General features: G+C 44.8%; 14 protein-coding genes, 3 tRNA genes, 1 rRNA gene and 1 pseudogene. 14 read left to right on the plus strand and 5 right to left on the minus strand.

The features are described 5' to 3' along the window. From FU659_RS30310 to FU659_RS30325, 4 genes are all read left to right on the plus strand, one after another. A 23S ribosomal RNA gene (locus tag FU659_RS30310) occupies nt 1–101 on the plus strand; the annotation flags it as partial. A 131-nt stretch (nt 102–232) separates the two neighbouring features. Further along, nucleotides 233–305: transfer RNA gene (locus FU659_RS30315), tRNA-His, on the plus strand. A 16-nt stretch (nt 306–321) separates the two neighbouring features. Beyond that, a tRNA-Gln gene (locus FU659_RS30320) sits at nt 322–393 on the plus strand. 15 nt (nt 394–408) lie between these two features. Next, nucleotides 409–490 (plus strand) — tRNA-Leu (locus FU659_RS30325). Between the two features lie 1,244 nt (nt 491–1,734). Here the strand turns inward: FU659_RS30325 and FU659_RS30330 are convergent. After that, nucleotides 1,735–1,944 (minus strand): hypothetical protein, encoded by a 210-nt coding sequence (locus FU659_RS30330; protein ID WP_147950988.1) that lies wholly within the window; start codon nt 1,942–1,944, stop codon nt 1,735–1,737. Nucleotides 1,945–2,056: 112 nt separating this feature from the next. Here FU659_RS30330 and FU659_RS30335 point away from each other — a divergent pair, with 112 nt between their 5' ends. Then, nucleotides 2,057–4,396, plus strand: coding sequence for a sensor histidine kinase (locus FU659_RS30335; protein WP_147950989.1), 2,340 nt, complete (start codon nt 2,057–2,059; stop codon nt 4,394–4,396). Nucleotides 4,397–4,452: 56 nt separating this feature from the next. Then, on the plus strand, nt 4,453–4,926 hold the full coding sequence (locus tag FU659_RS30340; RefSeq protein ID WP_147950990.1) for a hypothetical protein: 474 nt from the start codon (nt 4,453–4,455) through the stop codon (nt 4,924–4,926). 462 nt (nt 4,927–5,388) lie between these two features. Here FU659_RS30340 and FU659_RS30345 read toward each other — a convergent pair whose 3' ends face one another. Further along, entirely contained in the window at nt 5,389–6,699 is a 1,311-nt protein-coding gene (locus FU659_RS30345; RefSeq protein WP_147950991.1) for an aminotransferase class I/II-fold pyridoxal phosphate-dependent enzyme, read from the minus strand. A gap of 117 nt (nt 6,700–6,816) precedes the next feature. Beyond that, complete coding sequence (locus FU659_RS30350) at nt 6,817–7,407, minus strand: GNAT family N-acetyltransferase (protein ID WP_147950992.1); 591 nt, start codon at nt 7,405–7,407, stop codon at nt 6,817–6,819. Between the two features lie 134 nt (nt 7,408–7,541). Between FU659_RS30350 and pdxR the strand changes: the two genes are divergently transcribed. The 3 genes from pdxR (at nt 7,542) to FU659_RS30365 (ending at nt 11,557) form a co-directional block, all read left to right on the plus strand. Next, complete coding sequence (gene pdxR / locus FU659_RS30355; RefSeq protein WP_261808150.1) at nt 7,542–8,960, plus strand: MocR-like pyridoxine biosynthesis transcription factor PdxR; 1,419 nt, start codon at nt 7,542–7,544, stop codon at nt 8,958–8,960. A gap of 250 nt (nt 8,961–9,210) precedes the next feature. Further along, the gene (locus tag FU659_RS30360) at nt 9,211–10,650 is read left to right on the plus strand and encodes an NAD-dependent malic enzyme (RefSeq protein WP_147950993.1); all 1,440 of its coding nucleotides are present in this window, start codon (nt 9,211–9,213) and stop codon (nt 10,648–10,650) included. Between the two features lie 109 nt (nt 10,651–10,759). Then, on the plus strand, nt 10,760–11,557 hold the full coding sequence (locus FU659_RS30365; RefSeq protein WP_147950994.1) for a helix-turn-helix domain-containing protein: 798 nt from the start codon (nt 10,760–10,762) through the stop codon (nt 11,555–11,557). A 56-nt stretch (nt 11,558–11,613) separates the two neighbouring features. On the opposite strand, the gene FU659_RS30370 is transcribed toward FU659_RS30365, so the two are convergent. Together FU659_RS30370 and asd are read right to left on the minus strand one after the other, a co-directional pair. Continuing rightward, nucleotides 11,614–12,909: an MFS transporter gene (locus tag FU659_RS30370; RefSeq protein ID WP_261808152.1), complete on the minus strand. Its 1,296-nt coding sequence runs from the start codon at nt 12,907–12,909 to the stop codon at nt 11,614–11,616. Between the two features lie 39 nt (nt 12,910–12,948). Beyond that, on the minus strand, nt 12,949–13,737 hold the full coding sequence (gene asd / locus FU659_RS30375) for an archaetidylserine decarboxylase (protein WP_147950996.1): 789 nt from the start codon (nt 13,735–13,737) through the stop codon (nt 12,949–12,951). 632 nt (nt 13,738–14,369) lie between these two features. On the opposite strand from asd, the gene FU659_RS30380 reads away from it, so the two are divergent. From FU659_RS30380 to FU659_RS30400, 5 genes and pseudogenes are all read left to right on the plus strand, one after another. Then, nucleotides 14,370–14,672, plus strand: a complete 303-nt coding sequence (locus tag FU659_RS30380; RefSeq protein ID WP_147950997.1) for a transposase — start codon at nt 14,370–14,372, stop codon at nt 14,670–14,672. Between the two features lie 70 nt (nt 14,673–14,742). Further along, entirely contained in the window at nt 14,743–16,002 is a 1,260-nt protein-coding gene (gene nagZ, locus FU659_RS30385) for a beta-N-acetylhexosaminidase (RefSeq protein WP_147950998.1), read from the plus strand. 154 nt (nt 16,003–16,156) lie between these two features. After that, a complete protein-coding gene (locus FU659_RS30390; RefSeq protein ID WP_261808151.1) occupies nt 16,157–17,362 on the plus strand; it encodes a glycosyltransferase family 4 protein in 1,206 nt (401 codons plus the stop codon). A 93-nt stretch (nt 17,363–17,455) separates the two neighbouring features. After that, nucleotides 17,456–17,689, plus strand: coding sequence for a hypothetical protein (locus FU659_RS30395; protein ID WP_147950999.1), 234 nt, complete (start codon nt 17,456–17,458; stop codon nt 17,687–17,689). Between the two features lie 38 nt (nt 17,690–17,727). Then, nucleotides 17,728–21,413, plus strand: a pseudogene (locus FU659_RS30400) (hypothetical protein); the annotation flags it as partial.

The following is a 21,413-nucleotide window of genomic DNA, read 5'->3' on the forward strand; positions in this document are numbered from 1 at the left end:
GTATGTAAGACCCCTTGTAGACGACGAGGTTGATAGGTTCGAGGTGGAAGTGCGGCAACGTATGCAGCTGACGAATACTAATCGGTCGAGGGCTTAACCTAATCCCAACCAAGTGAAGATAAGCTTTGTAGCGAATTCCGAATACTTGATTGGGGCCCAGAAAACCTAAGCATTTCAAACTTTACGCAACGTTTCGTATCTAGTTTTCAGGGAACAAATTTACCCTGCTGTGGCGGTCGTGGTGAAGGGGTTAACACTCTGGTTTGTGGATCCAGCATTCGCGGGTTCAAGTCCCGTCGATCGCCCTTTTCCCTTTTGCAATGGGGATTAGCCAAGCGGTAAGGCAACGGACTTTGACTCCGTCATGCCTAGGTTCAAATCCTAGATCCCCAGTTTATTTTTTTATAAGCGGTCGTGGTGGAACGGCAGACACACCATCTTGAGGGGGTGGCGCTCACAAGGCGTGAGGGTTCAAATCCCTCCGACCGCATCCTGTTTTAAAACGACGAAACCCTTGATATATAAGGGTTTTTATTTATTTTATGGCCTTCTTCAATGTAGGGGAAAATTTAAAAGTTATTACTGTGGTAGCAAAAAGGCAGCACTCCTAGAAGTCGTTAATTACACTTCTTTGGTTGCTGCTTTTTGATTTGGGAGATCATTTAGCCAAGTTGGGTAGTGCATCTTCTTGTAGATTGGGAAATAGATGAGAGTAAAGGCCAAACGTAATTTGAATGTATGTGTGCCCTAATAGTTCGGAAACGATTTTTGGATGAGTATTACATTATCCAGTTGCTAAGACCGGAACCAGATTATTCGAAGCGGATGCATCGATTATCGTTTAGATTCAATTAGAGATGCTTCTGAACATGGATTATTCTTTTTATACTCCTCCATTTAATTGAGAAATACCCTAGCACAATCGCAGAGTTTAGCATTTATCTCTCTAAAGGGATGTCCGAATCAAAGATGAAATAGCCAAGGATTTCCCAATACGATCATATACACAGCGGATGACCTTAATAAATCGGTAACTGGTAAAAAGTAGTCTGGAGCCAATATGGATAACACTGCTAAAGCAACCAAGTTTGACTCCCCTCACGAGAGGGTGGCGTTGACAAGGTATGAGGGTTCTAATTCATCCGACTAAATCCAAATAAAAAACCTGAAATTTCTTTTTATAGGAATCCAGGTTTTTTTATTGTTGAATTACATTTGTTGTTAAGCATATCAGAACTTTTTTTGAGAATGACATCTGGAAACTCTTTGTAGTTGCAAGATGGGCAGAATCGAGGATAAGTTCAGGTGAGGGGCATGTGGCAGGATATTTCCTAGCAAATGGAATTTTTAGAAATGACCGTTTGTTCCTTAATATGGTAATATATAAACAGGGTATTTTTCCGTAATCAGGTATTAATTGTATATATTAGATATTTTATTTTTAAAATAATCGATTTTACTAGCAAAATTCCTCCTTACGGGAAAATTGAGTGATGAGTATGAACAAACACATAAGAAACTGGGAACTAGAAGTTGGAGGTAGTATCATATTTTGAAGAAACCAAAAACTGATAAATGATAATAACAAAATGGATGTTAAAAAGTTGGTATAAACAAAGGTTGAAGGAAAAAACAAGAATAGAGATGAGCGTGCAAATATAGTTATCGACACGATCATCTCTATTGTGCTATATAACTATTAAACATAATGGTAATTAAAAGATTATAAGGGAATTAAAACCACCAACCAGGTCCTGTACCATCAAGTGCTTGTGAATTAGAAAAAGTTTGTTTTAGCGCTCTCAATTCATATTGATTAATTGACAACGTTAATAAGTTATTCGAGTCATTAAGATAGTTCTGTCGTTGTTCATTAGTTAGTTGTTTCAAGTAATGAATAGCTTCCTGCAAACCAGATGACCAGAATAAAGCTTTTGCTTGCATATGTATTCAACTCTCTTTCTTTTAGATTTATCAACATTATAATCATTTAGATAGTCGAATGACAGACAATTATATTATATTTTAACAATAAAATGTAAATTAGGAGGTTTTTATGCGGCGTAAGTTAGTAGCATCTCTACTTGTATTGTCGGTAATTATACTACAGGTGTGGTTTAGTTACATTGCTATTAGATATCCAGTAATAGGAATTTTCGTTGAACATACGGACCAAGGCCCTTGGGTAATCAGTGACTTTCAGGACAATGAGACTAGCAAACAATTAGGAGTAAATATAGGAGACATTGTAGTTTCCATTGATGGCCGTTCATTAGAATCAAATCTTTCCATTAAAAGATGGGGTGCAATTTACTTAGCAGAATCTTTTGAGGTTGTAAGAGGAGATACAACTGCTACGGTATACACTAAGTTGTTTCAAAGCAGTTCAGCCTATAACGTGCTTCCAATTGCCAATGAAGCTCTTTGTTTTTTTATGGGTTTTCTTATTTATTTCAAGGCACGAAGCTTAAGTTCATCTCGCATATTATCTGTTTTATTCTTTAATATGGCAATTATTTATATGAGTTTACTGGGCTCTGGTAGAGGCGATATGGTAGCAAAGATCATTATTATTGTTTCAATGACGGCTCTACCTGTTGTATTTCTTCATTTTCTTTGTGCCTTTTTGAAAGAGAAGGGAGGGATTCCTTACTCAAAAAAATTGATAAAAGGGTTATACATTTTACCGATAATAATTAATATACTAGCACTTCTTATGATAAATCCCGAAATTGCTTCACACCTATATACCATAATGATTACTTTAACAATGTTATTTTTTATCGTAGGGACGCTAGCGGTTCTTGGAACACTTGGCTATTTTTGTATTAAGCACCGCAGAAAAAATGATTATTTTAGTATGATAGTTAAATTAATTTGGGTGACATTGTTCTTGTCATTTGCACCATTCATCCTCTTATCCTTTCTACCTAGATTACTCACTGGGCAAGACCTCGTTGAGCCATTGTATACAGGGTGGTTCATTACTCTATTTCCGCTTTCTTTTGCCTATTTAATCTTAGCTAAGAGATTGTATGATATTGAAATATTTATAAGAAGAATCCTAGTTGCATTCGTTATTTCAATAGTTCCAGCTGCTGCGATCACCTTATTATCTGCAACAATTTTTCGGACAAAAGTTAGTATCGAAACTCATGTTTTCGTTCTAGTAGTGACGATAGTTGCAATGACATGCCTTCTCTATTCCTTAGAATATTTGACATCTAAACTGGAACCTATTTTTTTTCCAAGAAAATATCATCTCCGTCATGCTCTGCATAAGCTTGCCGATCATTTAGGCTCGATCAAGAGCTTTCGTGAGCTAAGAGAGATTGTTCTCGTTGATATTAAGGGGACCCTCGATGTATTTGGTTGTGCGATTGTATTTAATTTTTCGGATCGATTGGATGTTATTGATGAAGGGGAAATAGCTATTAAAGGTGTTCCTGCACAATTTCATGGTGAAGAAATGTTAGTTGATGAGTTAAGCTATTTTATGCTGGGTATGCATGAAGAGTATGAGTGTTATTTGGTATTAACAAGAAAGCGTAATCAAACACACCTGAACAGAGAAGAAATTGAATGGTTGCGTCCAATTGTTTCTAACCTAAGGATTAGTATTGAGAACTTATACCTGATCCAAAAACTTGAGATGAGGCTTTACGAGATTACCTCTCAGGTTTCCAATGCTGAGGCAACAGGTGACATTCTGTGGCTACGGAAGGCTATGTTTGAGATTCAAGAGAAAGAACGTAACCGGATTGCGATGGATTTACATGATTCTACGATGCAAGATCTTTTTTTAATGAAACGAAGGCTTAACATTTTTCTTGAGGGAAAGGAACCATTGAGTATCGATCAGCGAAAGGATATTGGTCGTATGATGGAGCATCTCGATTTAATTAATGTAAACTTACGTCAGAACTGCCTAGATTTAAACCCGTATTTAATTAAGGCTGTTGGACTCATCCAAACGATTAATCAGTGGTTAGACGTTGGATTAAATGAATTCGAAGTCAAATTTTCTTCCAGTTCAGAAATGATTGTGGAGTCCATTGATATAGAAGCCAAAAAGCACCTGTTTAGAATCACACAGGAGCTAGTAAGCAATGCACGGAAACATTCAAACGCATCAAGATTATCGATTAAATTGTCAGTGTTAGATGACTTCATTTGCTTATACTACCATGATAATGGCAGCGGGTTTAACATGAAGGCAATACCTAACCTGGAGCGATTACAAGTGGTAGGAAGTGGAGGACTCGGTATCATGCAAATCAAGAGTCGTGTATCCCTTTTAAATGGAGTCGTCGGAATTGACTCAAAGATAGGTCAAGGCACAAAAGTGACAGTGCGAATTCCTATAGGGTCAAGTGTACAACATCAACAGTTATGATTATACAACCCATATGCCATGCCTTTTAAATATAAAAGACACTGGAGGATGGCCAAATGAAAAAAACGCTGCTTGTTACATTTTTAGCAGCAATTTTTGTAGTAGGATGCTCGGAGAAGAAACAAATCGATAGACAAGAACATGTAGATATTTATAAAGCCGCATACAAAGCGTTATTCAAGCAAGAAGCCAGCAGCTACAATCATTCAACAATGACCTATCTTTTAGTTCGAACAGACAATTTGGATCTTACAGATGAAGAGAAAAATGTGTTGTTAAATGATATGAAGCAGGAAAGTGGAGTTGAAGTTGGTGAGGGTGACTATTCAGACATAGAGAGAAATTTATCGAACCATAAATTTGGCGGGATGGCAATTGAATTAGAAAATATAAGATTTAGGACCGATGGAAAAATATTGCTTATCAGCAGAAAAACTTTTTTAGGGACCATTCAGATGAGACAAACTATAGAGAGAAAAGAGAATAGCTGGATAACGACAAAGAAAGATCATATAGTCAGATCCAAATAAAAATGAATCAATTTCGATCAAAATAAATGACAAATCAGTTAATCCTGTTTTCACACTCAGTCCCCAACCCCAAAATTCGCCTTGATAAACTTCTTCTTCATTGATCCAAAGGCGGAGATGATCACTAAAGCCAAAAGTTAAGAGGCTTTCTTTCTCCTCAAGTATGTAGTCGTACATCATGTAGCCGATAACGATATGAATGCATATATTCGTTTTAAAAGAGCTTTAACAGAAGAAGCAGCTATGGCAGGTTCTTATCGAGCGCACTTTTATGAGCCCAACTCATGGCACTATGACCCTAAATGTCGCAACGCAAAGATACGCTTGGCACGGACAGCATCATATCGCTCAAACTGATTCATTAAAAAAACGTAAGGGCTGGATATAGAGATTAGAAGAAGCCCTTTATGCAAAAGAGCACTCACGGCCCAGAGGGGCTAGTAAGTGCTCTTCTTGTCTTTTTTATTTAGTTACCGCGGCAGCTTCTATTTCTTTGACACCTTGGTAGATCAGGTTAAAAAGTTCTTCCAGGTTTTCTTCTTCGATGCAGGAGAAGGCAACCCGTAGATCGGTCGTGCCTAGTGCAATTGTGCCTACGCCATGTTGGTTCAGCAGGTGAAGGCGCAATGTTTCGGCATCAACGGTTTTAAGCTTCAAGCACATGAAGTAGCCGGAATTGAATGGATAGTAGCCCCAGGCATCATCGAACTTTCCGCTATCCAGCGTAGATTTTGTACGGTTTGCGCGGCCTTTCATAATTTCGTACTTTTCCTGTTTTTGCTGGGCAAATTCAGGTGAGTTCAAAGCATGAAGGACGAACGTTTGAGAAGGATGCGGGCCGCTAGAAATGGTTGCGCGGATAATACCCATTGTTTTTTGCTCCAAGGCGCTAAGCAAGGCATCACTTTGACCTGCATAGGTGATGAATCCTACGCGGAAGCCCCAAACGTATTCTTCCTTCGTCGCGCCATCGATTTTGACGGCAAGCACACGTGGATGAATGTCGGCAAGCTGGCCGAATAAGGATTCATGAAGAGAATCTTCGAAGAAAAGGCCAAAGTACGCGTCGTCGGTAAGAACAACGACATTGATGCCGGCTTCAGCGGCTTCTTTGATCGATGCGGCAATGGCTTTGCCTTCTTCGGCACCCGGCGTGTAGCCCGTTGGATTGTTTGGGAAATTCAGAACGACAATCGCTTTGCCTTTGGCTTTTTGAGCCAGCAGCGCTTCACGAAGTCCGGCAGCGTTAAACTTCTGCTCCTCGTTATAGAGGGGATAGTTTACGATTTGGGCACCGCGGCGGATTTCGAATGTGAGCTCGTAATTTTCCCAATTTTTGTCGGGAATAATGACAGCGTCGCCTACATCAGCAAAAAGGTCAGCTGCAATGCTCAGACCGTGGGTTAGCGCATTGGTAACGATGGGATTCCCGATTCGTTTACTGCCAATCTCGGGATTTTCTTCAAGCATTTTTTTACGCCACGCTGTACGTAGTTCAGGTTTACCAGCAGGTGGAGCGTATTCGTATATATCTTTTGGCGCGTAGGTGGAGAGAGTGTCTTGAATGACCTTCAGATGCATAGGCTGACCATTTTCGATAGCAATACCGATTGTAGCATTGTACTTCTTGGCCTTGGCCTTCGCTTCAGCAGATTGACTGAGAATACCTTCCTTAGGGAAGTAAATCGATTTGCCTAATGCGGAAAGCATGTCATGCACATGAGGATTTTCACGTTCCAGGGTCTCGTTTAACTGTCGTGCCAGAGGATTCATAAGAGTGGGTCATTCCTTCCAATGAACTAATCATTTTTTGCAGTTATTATATCACTTTCACAGGGGTACGTCACTGCGCTAAATGATTTTTTTCAAATTCATTTTACAGTTTGGAAATTAGACTCTGATTTGATTCAAAAACCCGTCTAATTTTTGTTTTACCTCCGGCCACTCCTTATCCAAAATACTGAACATAACAGTGTCTCGAATGTAGCCGTCATGAAGGATGCGATTTTGACGCAGAACGCCTTCTTTCTGTGCACCCAATCGGGCAATGGCAGCTTGAGATCGTTCATTCCGAAGATCCGTTTTGATTTGAACACGGACGGTATGGAGAACTTCAAAGCAATGACGAAGCAGTAAATACTTGGATTCTGTGTTAACACGCGAACGCCAGACACTGGGATTATACCAGGTGTGGCCAATTTCGAGATGCCGATGCTCGGTAGAAATATCAAACAGACGCGTACTGCCAATGAAGGTATCGGATTGTTTATCGTACACGCTGAAGGGGATGCCTTGCCCCAACTGTTGTTCATTCAGCGCTTGGTGAACAAATTGCTCAACCTCTTTCTTAGTCGAGAGTGGGGTCATGTAGGACCAAATCTGGGGGTCATTAGCAGCATTTGTAAGACCCGTAATGTGAGATTCTTGCAGAGGAAGCAGAGCGACGCGAGTTCCTTCTAAAATAGGGGATTGTAGATTCATAATTATTTCTCCTTGTCAACTTGTTGTCTTTATGAGATTTTAGTTAGCATAATCGAATAATGGTTTAATAAAAAGATCCAATTAGTTGAAATTTGTATATACCACTTTGCTAATGAATCAATGGAGGGTTGAAGATGGATTTTCTTTTACAGTACCTTGCCTATAAAGAGAGATATCCAAGCAAATATTCGGCCTTGTATCAGGCGATGCATGATGGGATTTTGGAAAATAAGCTGAAACAACATAGAAAGCTGCCCTCGACTCGTGAAATGGCAGCGATAGTAGGGGTTTCGCGCGGGACTGTCAACCAGGTCTATGATATGCTCATTGCTGAGGGGTACTTGCAGGCAGATATTGGCAGTGGGACGTTTGTTGTGTACGAGGGAGGCAGGGAAAAGCCAGAGTCTAGCAGTGGGAGCAAAATTGTGCTTTCCGATTGGGGTATGCGGGTTAGTGGGGAAGATCGTGCTGCTCAAGGCAGCGTAAAGGAGCAGGAGCATAAGCAAGAACAAAAACGAAGTATTTCTTTTGCAATAGGGAAACCTCAGTTGGATGATTTCCCGCGAGATTTGTGGAACCGAGCGATGTATGAGCAGGTGCGGCGGATGACGGAGTCGCCGCAGGAGGAGTCCCACATCGCTGAGGGACACTATGCGCTTCGTGAAGCGATTGCGCATCATCTTTGGCGCATGCGTGGAATCGATGCGTCTCCTGATCGCATCGTTATTGTCAATGGGTCGATGCAGGCGATTGCGCTGCTGACCCAAATTCTTGTAAATACGGGCGATCCGGTTATTGTGGAGCGCCCGGGTTATCATGGCATCAGCCGCGCTGTGCTGGCTGCTGGCGGAATGCCGTCCATGGAGCAAATAGACGGGCATGGTCTCATCCCGCAGCCTTGGGAGGCGCGGCTGCTGTTCGTGACACCCAGCCGCCAATTCCCTACAGGGGCGGTGCTGGGCTTGGAGCGCCGCCGGCAGCTGCTGCAATGGGCGGTGGAGCAAAACGCTGTTATCGTCGAAGACGATTATGACAGCGAGTTCAGACACCGTGGGCGGCCGATTGAGCCGCTCAAGGTGTTAGACCAAGAGGGCCGAGTCGTCTACATCGGCACTTTCTCCAAAACGATGCTGCAGGATCTGCGCATCGGCTATGTGGTGCTGCCGGAGGCGCTGCTCAGCGCCTTCGTGGCCGCGAAGCGGCTGTTCGAGCCGCACCCTTCGGGGCTGCTCGAACAGCGTTCGCTCGCCGCCTTCATGGCGAGCGGTGGCTACGAGCGACACCTGCGCCGCATGCGGCGGGTGTACGCGAGCAAGTTTTTGCTCCTGCAGGAGCTGCTGCAGGAGCAGCTCTCCACCCTCTTCGATTGGGTGGAGAGCGATGCCGGGCTGCATCTATTTGGCTGGTGGCGGGGGGAATCCACCACATACGCCAAGTATGCAGCCGCTTGCGAAAGCGCGGCGTCTCATGGAGCGACGCCGGAAATTACGGCATGCCCGCCGGGCGAGAAGGGGCATGTTTCGCCTTTGCGCATCTCACCGAGGAAGAAATGAACACTGGTGTTACAATCATGTGCCAAATAGCCAAGAACATGATAAAATGGAGATAGCAAGCGTCTGATTGTACACGATTTTCAATGAAGGCAGAGGCCTCCATCTTCTTTTTCTTATCTCTTATCTCTTTTTTTTATGATCTGCCATCCATTAGGCAAAACAGAAACAAGATCTTTGGCAGGATTCGCATTGTGTGCTATGATTTAACATGTGGTCAATTAATTTTATTTCTTTGGGAGTGATCCTTACGATGGCAGGGGCAAACGGTGGAGGCACAAGCGTTATTGTGCGTTTGGAATTACATAAAGAGCAGGTTACGTTTGGGAAAATCGCAACAGCTATTGGGGATGCCGGGGGCGATATTGTCGCGATTGACGTCACACGTGCAAGCAAGATGACGACAACGCGAGATATCACGGTTAATGTCAGTGATCCGGAGCATACAGAAACGATTGTACAAGCTTTGAAGGTTATTCCCGGCGTTCGATTGATAAACGTATCAGATCAAACGTTTCTTATGCATTTGGGCGGTAAAATTGAAGTCACACCAAAAATGCCAATAAAAAATAGGGATGATCTTTCCCGTGTCTATACGCCGGGGGTTGCCCGTGTATGTATGGCGATTCATAATGATCCTACGAAAGCGCACTCACTCACAATTAAACGCAATACGGTCGCCGTTGTCTCAGATGGCACAGCGGTGCTTGGATTAGGCAATATTGGTCCAGAGGCTGCGATGCCTGTGATGGAGGGGAAAGCTATGCTGTTCAAGCAGATGGCGGGTGTGGATGCATTCCCGATATGCTTGGATACCCAAGACACAGAAGAAATCATTCGTACAGTAAAGGCGATTGCGCCAGGCTTCGGCGGCATTAATTTGGAGGATATCTCATCACCGCGCTGTTTTGAGATTGAAGAAAGGTTAATTCAGGAACTTGATATTCCTGTGTTCCATGATGATCAGCACGGAACGGCTGTTGTTATCCTTGCAGGGCTGCTGAATGCTGTCAAGCTGATCGGCAAGCAGTTGGAATCCTGTAAAGTCGTCATTACCGGCATTGGAGCCGCAGGTATTGCCTGCACCAAGATGCTGCTTGCTGCTGGGGTTACGAATGTGATTGGTGTAGATCGACAAGGTGCGATTGTACGTGATGAGACTTACTCCAACTCGGCTTGGGAGTGGTACGCAGCTAATACGAATCCATTTATGGAAAAGGGCAAGCTGTCCGATGTAATCACAGGCGCTGACATATTTATTGGGCTTTCGGGGCCAGGCGTGCTTAAGGTGGGAGATGTAAAAAGTATGGCAAAGGATCCGATCGTGTTTGCGATGGCGAATCCGACACCGGAAATTACACCTGAGGAAGCAGAGCCTTACGTGCGCGTTATGGCGACAGGCCGTTCGGATTATCCGAATCAAATCAATAATGTGCTCTGTTTTCCTGGGATTTTCCGAGGCGTGTTGGATTGCCGAGCTTCGCGTATTACACAAGAGATGAAACTGGCCGCTGCCAAAGCCATCGCTTCTGTAGTGAATGACGATGAGTTGAACGAATCCTATATTATTCCCAGTGTGTTTAATCATACCGTAGTCGAAAAAGTACGAGAAGCCGTTATGGAGGCTGCTTACGAGTCAGGGGTAGCCCGACGTCGTAATCGCGAAACACAAGACAACATGAACAACGATTAAGCAGGGCTATTCAAACAGTTCGATAAATCTCTTAGGAGAGGGATCGAACTGTTTTTTTCATGTGGAAAATGTGTCATAATAGAGGGAATATACAGGTGAGGTGAGGGTATTGTTGTACTTATCTCCGGACCGTTTTGGCATGCTCCCTGCCTTTGCTAAAATCACTTGTGAGCCCGGTTGGAAATGGGCGAAGCGTGATCATCCGATGAGTAATTACGATCTGTTTTATGTATGGAGCGGGGAGGGTGAAGTACAGCTTGACCATTCTCTCTATGAAGTGCGCAGCGGCAGCTGCTTTCTGTTCCGACCGGGGAATGTGACGAGCGCAACTCACAACCCGCAAAAGCCGCTTGTGTTAACTTATATTCATTTCGCTCTGTCGGACGACGCCGATCCGCAAATGCTGCCGATTCCGTATCGCATCATTGGGGACAAGCCCGCTTTCGAAATGCTGTTGGCCGGGTATGTACGGCTTAGGCTTTCAGGCGCATTTGGAGCAGAGGAAGAGGCACGTTTGCTGCTCAAGCAGCTAATGATTCATCTTTTGCGGGAGGAGCGGCCTGAAGAGCAAGAGATAAGAAAAAGTGGCGGACGTCAGCTCTCCGATACAATAAGAGAAATCGCGAATTATGTGCGTCAGCATGCTGCTAAGACACACACAATGGAGGAATTGGCGGGTAGGGCGAATTTGTCGCCACGGTATTTCTCACTGAAATTCAAGGAACTGATCGGGCAATCGGTCCAGTCGTATTTGATCAGAGCGCGGATTGAACGTGCCGAGCATTTGCTGCAGTACGCGGGGATGAGCGTAACGGAAGTCGCGGATGCACTAGGATATCGGGATGTGTTTTTCTTCAGTCGGCAATTCAAGCAATACACAGGCAAAAGTCCGTCAGCCTTCAAATAGCGGATAAAACGGACAATAAAGAAAAACCTTGAATGAGGAGCTGAATGTTTCAGCTTCTATTTCAAGGTTTTTTTGCAGTATGAAAAAAGGGCAAATAAAATTAAGCTTGATTCTTCGGTCCATTCCTTTAATTTTCGATCGGAAGGGAGCAAGAAGGTTAAGATACCGAACAACGGTAAAAATGCGCACAGCTCCATGACCCTGGCCGTTCCGAGCGTATCGCAAAGATTCCCGAGAACGACACTGCCAATGCCGCCCATACCGAAGGCAAGACCCGTAATAAGACCTGAGACCGTTCCTACTTTGCCGGGAAACAGCATTTGTGCATACACAACAGTGACAGAAAAGCTGGAGAGTAGGATGATACCGATAATAACAAGCAGCACATACGCCCATGCGATGCTGACGTGAGGTAGGAGCAGGGCAAACGGCGCTGAACCAAGCATGGAAAAAAAGATTAAATTGCGTCGGCCGAATCGATCGGCTAGCGGACCGCCCAAAAATGTCCCAACGGCACCAGCGGCTAGGAATAAGAAGATGAAATCCTGCGCGCGGTCAATGGTAATGCCATATGTATCCTTTAAAAAGAAAGCAAAATAGCCACTCATCGCTGCGCCATACCAAGAACGGACAAAGACAAGAAAGATAAGCATGCAAATGGCGAATCTTATTTGTTTACGACGCTGCGGATTCACCGTACGTTGTACGATGGATTTGGCTTTAACAGGCGCATCTTGCAAGACTACTTTGTACCAACGAGCTATATACAATTGCACGGCAATAGCAACAGCTGCTACGCCTGTGAACCAAATCGAGCCGAATAATCCCAAAGGGATGAAAATCCATTTGGTCATCATCGGAGCCAGAGATTGGCCTGCGTTGCCGCCTACCTGGAAGATCGATTGGGCTAGACCTTTGCGTCCTCCAGCTGCCATATGAGAGACTCTTGATCCTTCCGGATGAAAAGCTGCTGAGCCAAGTCCAACGAGACACACAGAAAGCAACACAACCCAATATGAGTGAGCGAAGGCAAGCAGCAGCATCCCCATAAGGGTTGAGGTCATTCCGATCGGCAGCATGTAAGGGGAAGGTTTACGGTCTGTGTATAAACCGACAACGGGCTGCATGATGGATGCTGTAAAGTTGATAGCAAATTGCACCCAACCGACTTGTGTATAGCTCAAGCCCATCTGACTTTTCAATATGGGAAAAATAGCCGGAATGACAGACTGTATGGAATCATTGAGTAAATGCACAAGACTAATGGCAAACAGAATGCGGTAAACAGTAGGTTTGATATCTCCAGTTCCTTGGATGCTATTGGAACTTTGCTTTGGAGATGTCGTTGTTATTGAAGCCATGGTTCTCTCCTCCCGGGAGCACTGAGCCTTCTATTTTTCTAAAAAGCGGCCGAGGTCTTCTCCCATTTTCACTTTAGAACCAAGCTGCAAATCCTTGCGAGGTTCAAACATATGATCTTCAAAAAGTAGCACGACAGTAGATCCAAATTCGAAGTATGCCAGTTCTTGACCGCGTTCAAGCGATTTGGGAAGAGGCTTTACGTACTGAATAGAACTTACATTCAAGGCGCCAACCTTAACTACAGCGACTTCTCCGGCCTCATGTTGGATAAAGGTAATGAGTCTTTCGTTACGGCTTAAGACTCGCTTCATGTGGCGAAGTCCGAACTCATTAACAGGGTACACCTTCCCAAGCACGTGTTCTTTTTCAAGGATATCGCCGGAAATCGGTGAATGAATGCGGTGGTAGTCCGTTGGGCTCAAATACAGAACGAAATAGAAGCCGTTCTTGTAATTAACCGTACGAGGCGAACGGTTAAGTAATTCTTCAATCGTATAATCTTGTCCTTTCACATTTACGATCAAGCCTTCCTTAATGTCGCCAATGCCTGTGATCGCGGCATCCACGGGACTGACTACGCGGGTTAGGTCTTCATGAATCGGACGTAATCCGGGTTTCAATCTTCTTGTGAAGAAATCATTTAAAGACTTATATTCCTTCAATTGTTTCTCGGCATCTTGGATACGAATGCCATACGTTTGGGCAAATCGAGAAATGAAAAGCCGACTTGCTTTGGATCTGGCAAAGGCGCCTGTCAATTGCGACACCCATTTGCGTGAGGACAGCTCCGTCAGCAATCGAAAAAAAGGTTTAGACATAGATCAAAAACTCCTGTTCATTCGTGGTTAGAGAGACTTTCATGCATGCTCAAAGCTCCCTATTAATGGTTCTTCGCTAATCTTGCCACAGAAAGTTAAAAGAATCAATTGCCGAATTGAGTAGGAGAAGAAGGAAAGAACAAGAAAAAAACAGCCTAGAGGCTGTTTGGGTCTGATAGAGAATGATTTTATTCGAGCTTATAATCTCCGCACGTATGGCAGGTGGCGATGTTCACTGAGATCGGAATGTGAGAACCTGCGAGCTTGATACATTGAACAGGCGTGCGGGATGAGTAGTCAGAAGTGCTTATACAAGATTTGCAGTTGGCAATTTGCGATAAAACGGCATCTAAAGGGAGCAGTTGTTGGGCAGTTATCATCTTTTTCATGGCCGAACCTCTTTTCCGTGTAAGGGATATGAAGCAGCATGGGATAAGAAAAACAGCCTTCATGAGGTGCTAGTGTATGAGAACTAATAAACTCCTTTTTTATGCAAGCGCTTTATTTCTTGAAGTGATTATAGCATATTTTGGGATATACTGTCATCTTGGTTTCATCCATGACAGAATTTGAAGCCAGATGGGGAGTATTTCCAGATCAAATCGTCAATGCTAAAGATGAGGTGAGATACAATGTCTGTATTACTAGTTATACTTATTATCCTGGTTCCACCTGCCATGCTGGTCAGCGTATGGTTATTCACATCTTGGAAGGCAATCTACCACGGCCTTGCCGTCATTTGTGGTTATGTATTTGGCATCCTTAGTGCTTTAGCTATTTATCGTATTTTGCACGATAAGACCGTATTTATGACCAATATTCACGGTATATTTGAGAACAACCTTTTTCTGATAAGCGGTGCGTATTTGGGCAGTTACGGGATTTATATGTTGCTATACTTGACATTGTTGGAATTAAGACGGAATAGTGACTGAACAAACCTTGAACCTGTTGCGTCAAGAGTGAAAGATGAAGTTTTCTAAACGATATGAGGGAGGTGAGGGCATGAGGTTAAAAAAAATGATTAGGTGCTGTGCGGTTTGCAGCATAAGTGTCTTCCTGCTCACTGGTTGCTTCCATCATGAGGGCAGCGGACAAGCTAATGTCAGCCCGGCTCAATCACCGACTCCAAAACCAGTCGAGACAGGAGCGGTAGTTTCTCCGACATCAGGGGAAGCGCTGCTTCAAGGCATGACGTTGGAAGAGAAGATTGGGCAGATGATATTTGCGGGTATAGATGATGATACACTGAATTCGCATACGCAGGAGCTTATAGTGAACTATCATGTAGGCGGGATTATTTTATATAAGACAAATATCAAAACTAGCAACCAGCTTGTAGGCTTAGTGAATGATTTAAAACGAACCAATAAGGGAAATAAGCTATCACTCTGGATTGGTGCCGATGAAGAAGGCGGAAAAGTGACACGGCTGCCCGATGAAATAACCAAAACACCGACGAATAAAGAAATCGGCAAGACGAATAATAAAGAGTTCGCTTATGGTATCGGTCGTTTGCTGGGCAAAGAACTAAATGCTTATGGTTTAAATGTTGATTTCGCGCCCGTACTTGATATTAACAGCAATCCAAAGAACCCTGTCATAGGTGATCGTTCTTACGGGTCTAACGCGACAATCGTCAACGCAATGGGCATTCAGACGATGAAAGGGCTGCAATCTCAGCGTGTTCTGTCCGTCGTTAAGCATTTTCCAGGTCATGGGGATACTGGAGTGGACTCCCATATTGGGTTGCCAATTGTTCAGAACGATTTGGCCCGTTTGCGCAGGATCGAGCTTGTACCTTTCGCTGAGGCGATTCAGCAGCAGGCAGATGCGGTGATGGTCGCACATATTTTACTGCCCAAGGTGGATGGACAAAATCCGGCCTCGATGTCCAGTGTCATCATGACAGACCTTTTGCGAAAAGAAATGGGCTTCAAAGGGTTGATCATGACGGATGATCTAACGATGGGGGCGATTGCCAAAAATTATGATTTGGGTGAAGCGGCTGTGAAATCTGTACGTGCGGGCACGAATGTCATATTAGTCGGTCACGAATTTGAAAAAGTCGTTACGGTCATTGAAGCATTAAAAAAAGCGGTGCAAACGAAGCAAGTTTCCATGCAAATGATCAATCAAAGTGTTGGTCAAATCATGAGTCTAAAGCAGAAATATCAAATTAACGATAAGGTGATCCAAACACCGGATACGAAACAAATAAACAATGACGCTCATCAACTGTTGAACACCTATATTCGTAAATAAGCGCAGCATTCAAATGTAATATCATTTGGATACTGCTTTTTTTTTGCTTGTTTTTCGTATATAGATACTTGGGAGAAGGGTGGAACAGCTACCCAAACCTTGTCTACGAATCGGCATATGTATAGTAGGAAGGCAAGGAAAGGGTGAGAAGGTTATGTTGAGTAAGGAAGGGGATTATCTATCGAAAGAAAGACCTATGAAGATTGCTATCGTCACCCCAGGGTCATTCCCTATTCCATCAGGGAAGAGCAGCTCGGTGGAGCAAGTTGTTCAAAAAACAGCTGAGCAGTTGGTTAAGCAAGCAAGGGTTTGCGTACTTGGCAGGTCGACTTCGTTTCAAGCCATTCGGGAAAATCGAAATGGCGTTTCTTACATTCGGGTTCGTAGGCAAAACTCATCCACCTACATCTCGCAAATAAGCAAGCAGTTGGCTCGTCTCAAGCCTGCATTTATTCAGGTGGACAATCGACCGCGGTTTGTGCGTTATCTTCGGAAGCGACATCCCCGAGCGATTTTGGGCTTGGTTCTTCATTCTACCTTTTTTATTTCGAGACCGCATATTGGGAGCAAAGAATTGAAAGCTTGTTTGCGCGCGGCGCATGTCATCATTGTGAACAGTGATTTTCTGAAACAGTTCCTAGCGCAAAAGGTACCAAGCGCTGCACACAAAATTGTCACTCAGCACTTGGGTGTCGACGTTGCTAAATTCACCTCCAGATGGTCCGAGGAAAGCCAAGAAACTCGCCTTGAGCTGCTACGAAAGTTAGGTTATGAGAATCGGAAAATCATTTTGTTTGTTGGGCGATTGATTCCTAAGAAAGGCGTGCACCATCTTTTAAATGCGATGCGGGTCATTATAGAGTCAGAACCAAATGCGGTTCTTATTATTGTAGGTGGAGCCTTTTATGGGTCTGGACGGTTATCGAAATATGTGAAAAATTTGTATAAGCTAGGGAATAAAATGCCGCAGAATGTACGGTTCATTCCCTATATCTCACACCCAGATATTCCAAAATGGTTCCAAATCGCCGATGTTGTTGCAGTTCCATCGGGCGAAGGGGAAGCTTTCGGACTGGTGAATGTGGAAGCTATGGCATCAGGCGTACCGGTTGTAGCCGCAAGATCAGGCGGTATCCAGGAAGTGATTAAAGATGGAACGGTCGGCTATTTAATAGAAGCTAGTCGAATGAACGAGGATTTACCCCGATATATCCTTCGTCTTCTTGGAGATGCTGAGCTGCAGCGGGCCATGGGAGAACAAGGCATTCAGAGAGTTCACCAGTGCTTTACCTGGGAGCGGGCTGCTGAAATGAGATATGAGTTGTACAGAAAGATGAAAGTGGAACGGCCTTTTAGCTAGGTGAGCGCACATTTTTCTCGGGCTAACGTACCTCTTCTGCCAAGCGTGAATATGTTACCAATGACTAATTCATGGGGAAATGGAGAGGAGTCTATGAACAAGCGAAAGAGCAGCAGTGCTAAGCCATATGTGCATAAGGTGAAATCCAGCATAAATGAGCTTCAATGGCTCGATGATAATGAAACCCAAACGGTTTCTGAGAAACAGGAAAAAGTAGAGGCCAGTCATAAAGTCGCGACAATGATGCGAAACCACAGACGAAAAGTGCTGCAAGCAAGTCTTCAACAACCGAAAGTAGCAAACAGACTAGAACCTCACAATTATTGAATGTTTCTCGGGCACCCAATCCAGCACCTCCTTTACTAATGTTGTCAGAGCGAAAAACAGGAAAGTTTGTAAATCCTGTTGTCTATACGGATGATATTGTAGAAGAAGCCATTACTTGGGAGAAGATCGCGAATCGTTCAGTCGATGAAAGCAAAATTAAGCCTCTTAGCATTGGCTCCAAAGTCATCAAGGATTTTGCTATTGAACATTCGAAGCTGGCTCAGGCTAGTGTGACCCGAGATAAAGTTGCCCATGGTGCCATCCACGATGAGCACATCGCGCCGCAAAGTATTGCGGGCGATAAAATTCAAGACAATTCGCTCTCTGGCAGCAAGCTATTCGATAACAGTATTACCCCGGATAAATTGGCAGATCAGGCGATCGATTCTTCGAAATTAGCAGACGGTTCTATTCATCCCCAGCATCTGTCCGAGCTTGTGATTACAAGTGAACTAATTGACAATCAAGCCATTACGACTGATAAAATACGCAGTGGAGCTGTGCAATCCAAGCATTTATCCAATTACATTATTGATACAGCCAAACTGATGGATGCCTCGATCACAACGGATAAGCTAAGAGATCAATCCGTTACAGAAGAAAAGATTGCGAATGCCAGTATCACTTCGGTGCATATCCAGCCGCGAAGTATAGGTAATGAGCATCTGGCAGAAGGAAGCATATGGAGTCGAAGCATCGCGCCGTATCAGATCGATGGAACACATCTCGCAGATGGGGCTGTGGAAAGTTTTCACTTGCAGAACGAATCCGTAACCACGGATAAGCTGGCTTCTGCTTCCATTACAGAGCATGAACTGGCCGATCAGGCAGTTACAAGTCAGAAGCTTGCCCCGCAATCGATCGAATCGAAACATGTGCTTTGGGCTTCTATTCAAGCAGAGCATATTGCTGGCGATGCCATAAGCGGGTATCACATCGCTGAGCATACCATTCATAGCAAACATATATCGGAGGGTGCTATCCATGCGAGCATGTTTCAAGATGAATCCATTACTTCCGCTAAATTAGCCGAAAATGTAATTACAGGAAGACATATCAGCGAACAATCGATTCAAAGTGTTCATCTTGCGGATAGCCTTATATCGAGTGCCAAACTGGAAGCGGGCTCCGTAACGACGGACAAAATAGCGAATGAAAGCGTGGATTCAGCGAAATTGAAGGAAGCAAGCGTCACATCGGATAAAATCGCGAAGAATACGATTACTTCTGCTCATTTGCAGGAAGGAACCGTCTGTAGAATGCATTTGGCGGATGAAGCTGTAACGGGATCTCATCTGGCTTGGCAAGCAATCGGTACGGAGCATCTTCAAGATGGTGTCATTTCCGCGAATAAGCTGGGAACGGAAATTATTCGTTCTGAACATGTAGCCAAACAAGCGATTGGTCAAGAGCAAATCGCAGAACTAGCTATTGAACGTGAGCATATCGCGGACGAAGCTATTACAACAAGACATGTCCAGGAACAAACGGTTACGACGAGCAAAATCGCTGAAGAAGCAGTGACGAGCAGCAAAATCGCATCCATGTCGATTGAAAATCGTCATTTGCAAGAAAATATCATTGACGGATTTCATATTAAGACGGGTGCTATTACATCGGAGCACTTGGCGCAAGGCTCTATCACGCTCGGCATTTTCGCGGATCATAGTTTGGCAGGTTCTAAACTTATTGAACGCTCGATTACGACAGATACGCTCGCCCAAGAGGCAGTAACGGAAGAGAAACTGGCTACCGGTTCTGTGGGAACGCAGCATCTCCAGGCAGGAGCTATATCGGCTTGGAATCTTCAAAATCTGGCAGTTACGACGAGTAAAGTAGAAGATCATGCCATAACAGAAGCGAAATTAGCTGATGCGAGTGTGACGGGACGTAAAATTTCGGGTAAAACGATAAGCAGCGAACATATTGTAGACGGAGCTATTACCGCGGCAAAGCTCGCGAATGAGAGCATCCACGGAAGCAAGTTGGTTACCGGTGCGCTAAATGCCCGTCATTTGGGAGATGGAACGATCATCGGATCAAAGCTGGCATTCAAATCCGTCAATACGGATCACCTCATCGATGGGGCAGTGAATGGTGCGAAGCTAGCCGAGGCCTGTGTGGATGGTACTAAGTTAATTGCGGGTGCAGTTACGAATGAACACTTAGCTGACGGGGCCGTGGACGGCTCTAAACTAGCTGCAAAATGTGTAAGCAGTGGGCACCTCGCAGCAGGTGCCGTTGAGAATGATAAATTAGCCGCCAAATCGGTGGACGGGAGTAAGCTGGCACTCGGTGCCATAAGCAATTATCACCTCTCAGACAGCGCTGTTTATGGTGCGAAATTGGCTACGGGCAGCGTAGACGGCAGCAAGTTAACCGCGGGCTCTGTCAGCAACGAGCATCTGGTTGATGGTGCTGTGGATGGAAAAAAATTGGCTAACGGCTCTGTGGATGGCAGTAAAATTATAACCAATGCCATTCGTCGTGAGCACTTGGCAGATGGTTTAATAGATGGAACGAAACTGTCGTTTGGTTCCATCAGTAGGGAGCATGTCGTTGATGGCATAATCGATGCAACAAAGTTGGCTGAATCCAGCGTCAATAGCAGCAATTTAATCGCAGGTGCTGTAAATAGCGAGCATATCCTTGATGGCGCCGTGAATGGCACTAAGCTGGCGACGAACAGCGTAGATAGCAGCAAGCTGGTATCCGGTTCTGTGAATAGTGATCATCTGGCACCCGGTTCGGTCAATGGCTCGAAGCTGGCAGCAGACAGTGTGGATGGCAGCAAGATTACCGAGGGTGCTATAAGCAGCAACCATCTTTCTCCAGGCGTTGTAACTGGTGAGAAGCTAGCCACAGGCAGTATTGACGGCAGCAAGCTGGTAGGCAAAGCGATAAGCAGCTATCACTTGGCCGACGGGGCTGTCGATGGTGTGAAGCTGGCCGCCGCCAGCGTAGATGGCAGCAAACTGACAGCGGGTTCGGTAAGCGGCAGTCACATCGTAGATGGTACAGTGGATGCCAGTAAACTGGCAGCAAACAGCGTGGACGGCAGCAAGTTGACCGCCGGCTCCGTGAACAGCGACCATCTGGCGGATGGCTCTTTGTTCGGTGCGAAGCTGGCCGCAGGCAGCATTGACGGCAGCAAGCTTGCCTCGGGTGCGATCAGCAGCTACCATCTCGCAGCGAATAGCGTAGACAGCCATAAGTTAGCTGTCGGTGCTGTGAGCAGTGAACACCTCGCCGAAGGCGCCGTGGATGGATCGAAGCTGGCCGAAGGCAGCGTAGATAGCACGAAGCTAGCGGCTTGGTCAGTAAATAGTAACCATCTGGCGGATGGATCCGTGGAAGGATCAAAGCTGGTAGCGGGCAGCATCGACAGTAGTAAGCTAGCGGCAGGAGTAGTAAGCAGCAGTCACTTGGCCGATGGATCTGTGGACGGCTCCAAACTGGCAGAGGGTGTGGTAAGCAATCATCATTTAGCAGATGGCTCTTTGTTCGGTGCGAAGCTGGCAGCAGGCAGCATTGACGGCAGCAAGCTAGCCTCGGGATCGATCAGCAGTTACCATCTCGCAGCGAATAGTGTAGACAGTCATAAGTTGGCTGTCGGTGCTGTGAGCAGTGAACACCTCGCCGAAGGCGCGGTGGAAGGGTCGAAGCTGGCCGTAGGCAGCGTAGATAGCACGAAGCTAGTGGCTTGGTCTGTGAATAGCAACCA

This window comes from Paenibacillus sp. N3.4 (assembly GCF_008017805.1).
In the GTDB taxonomy this organism is placed as follows: domain Bacteria; phylum Bacillota; class Bacilli; order Paenibacillales; family NBRC-103111; genus Paenibacillus_E.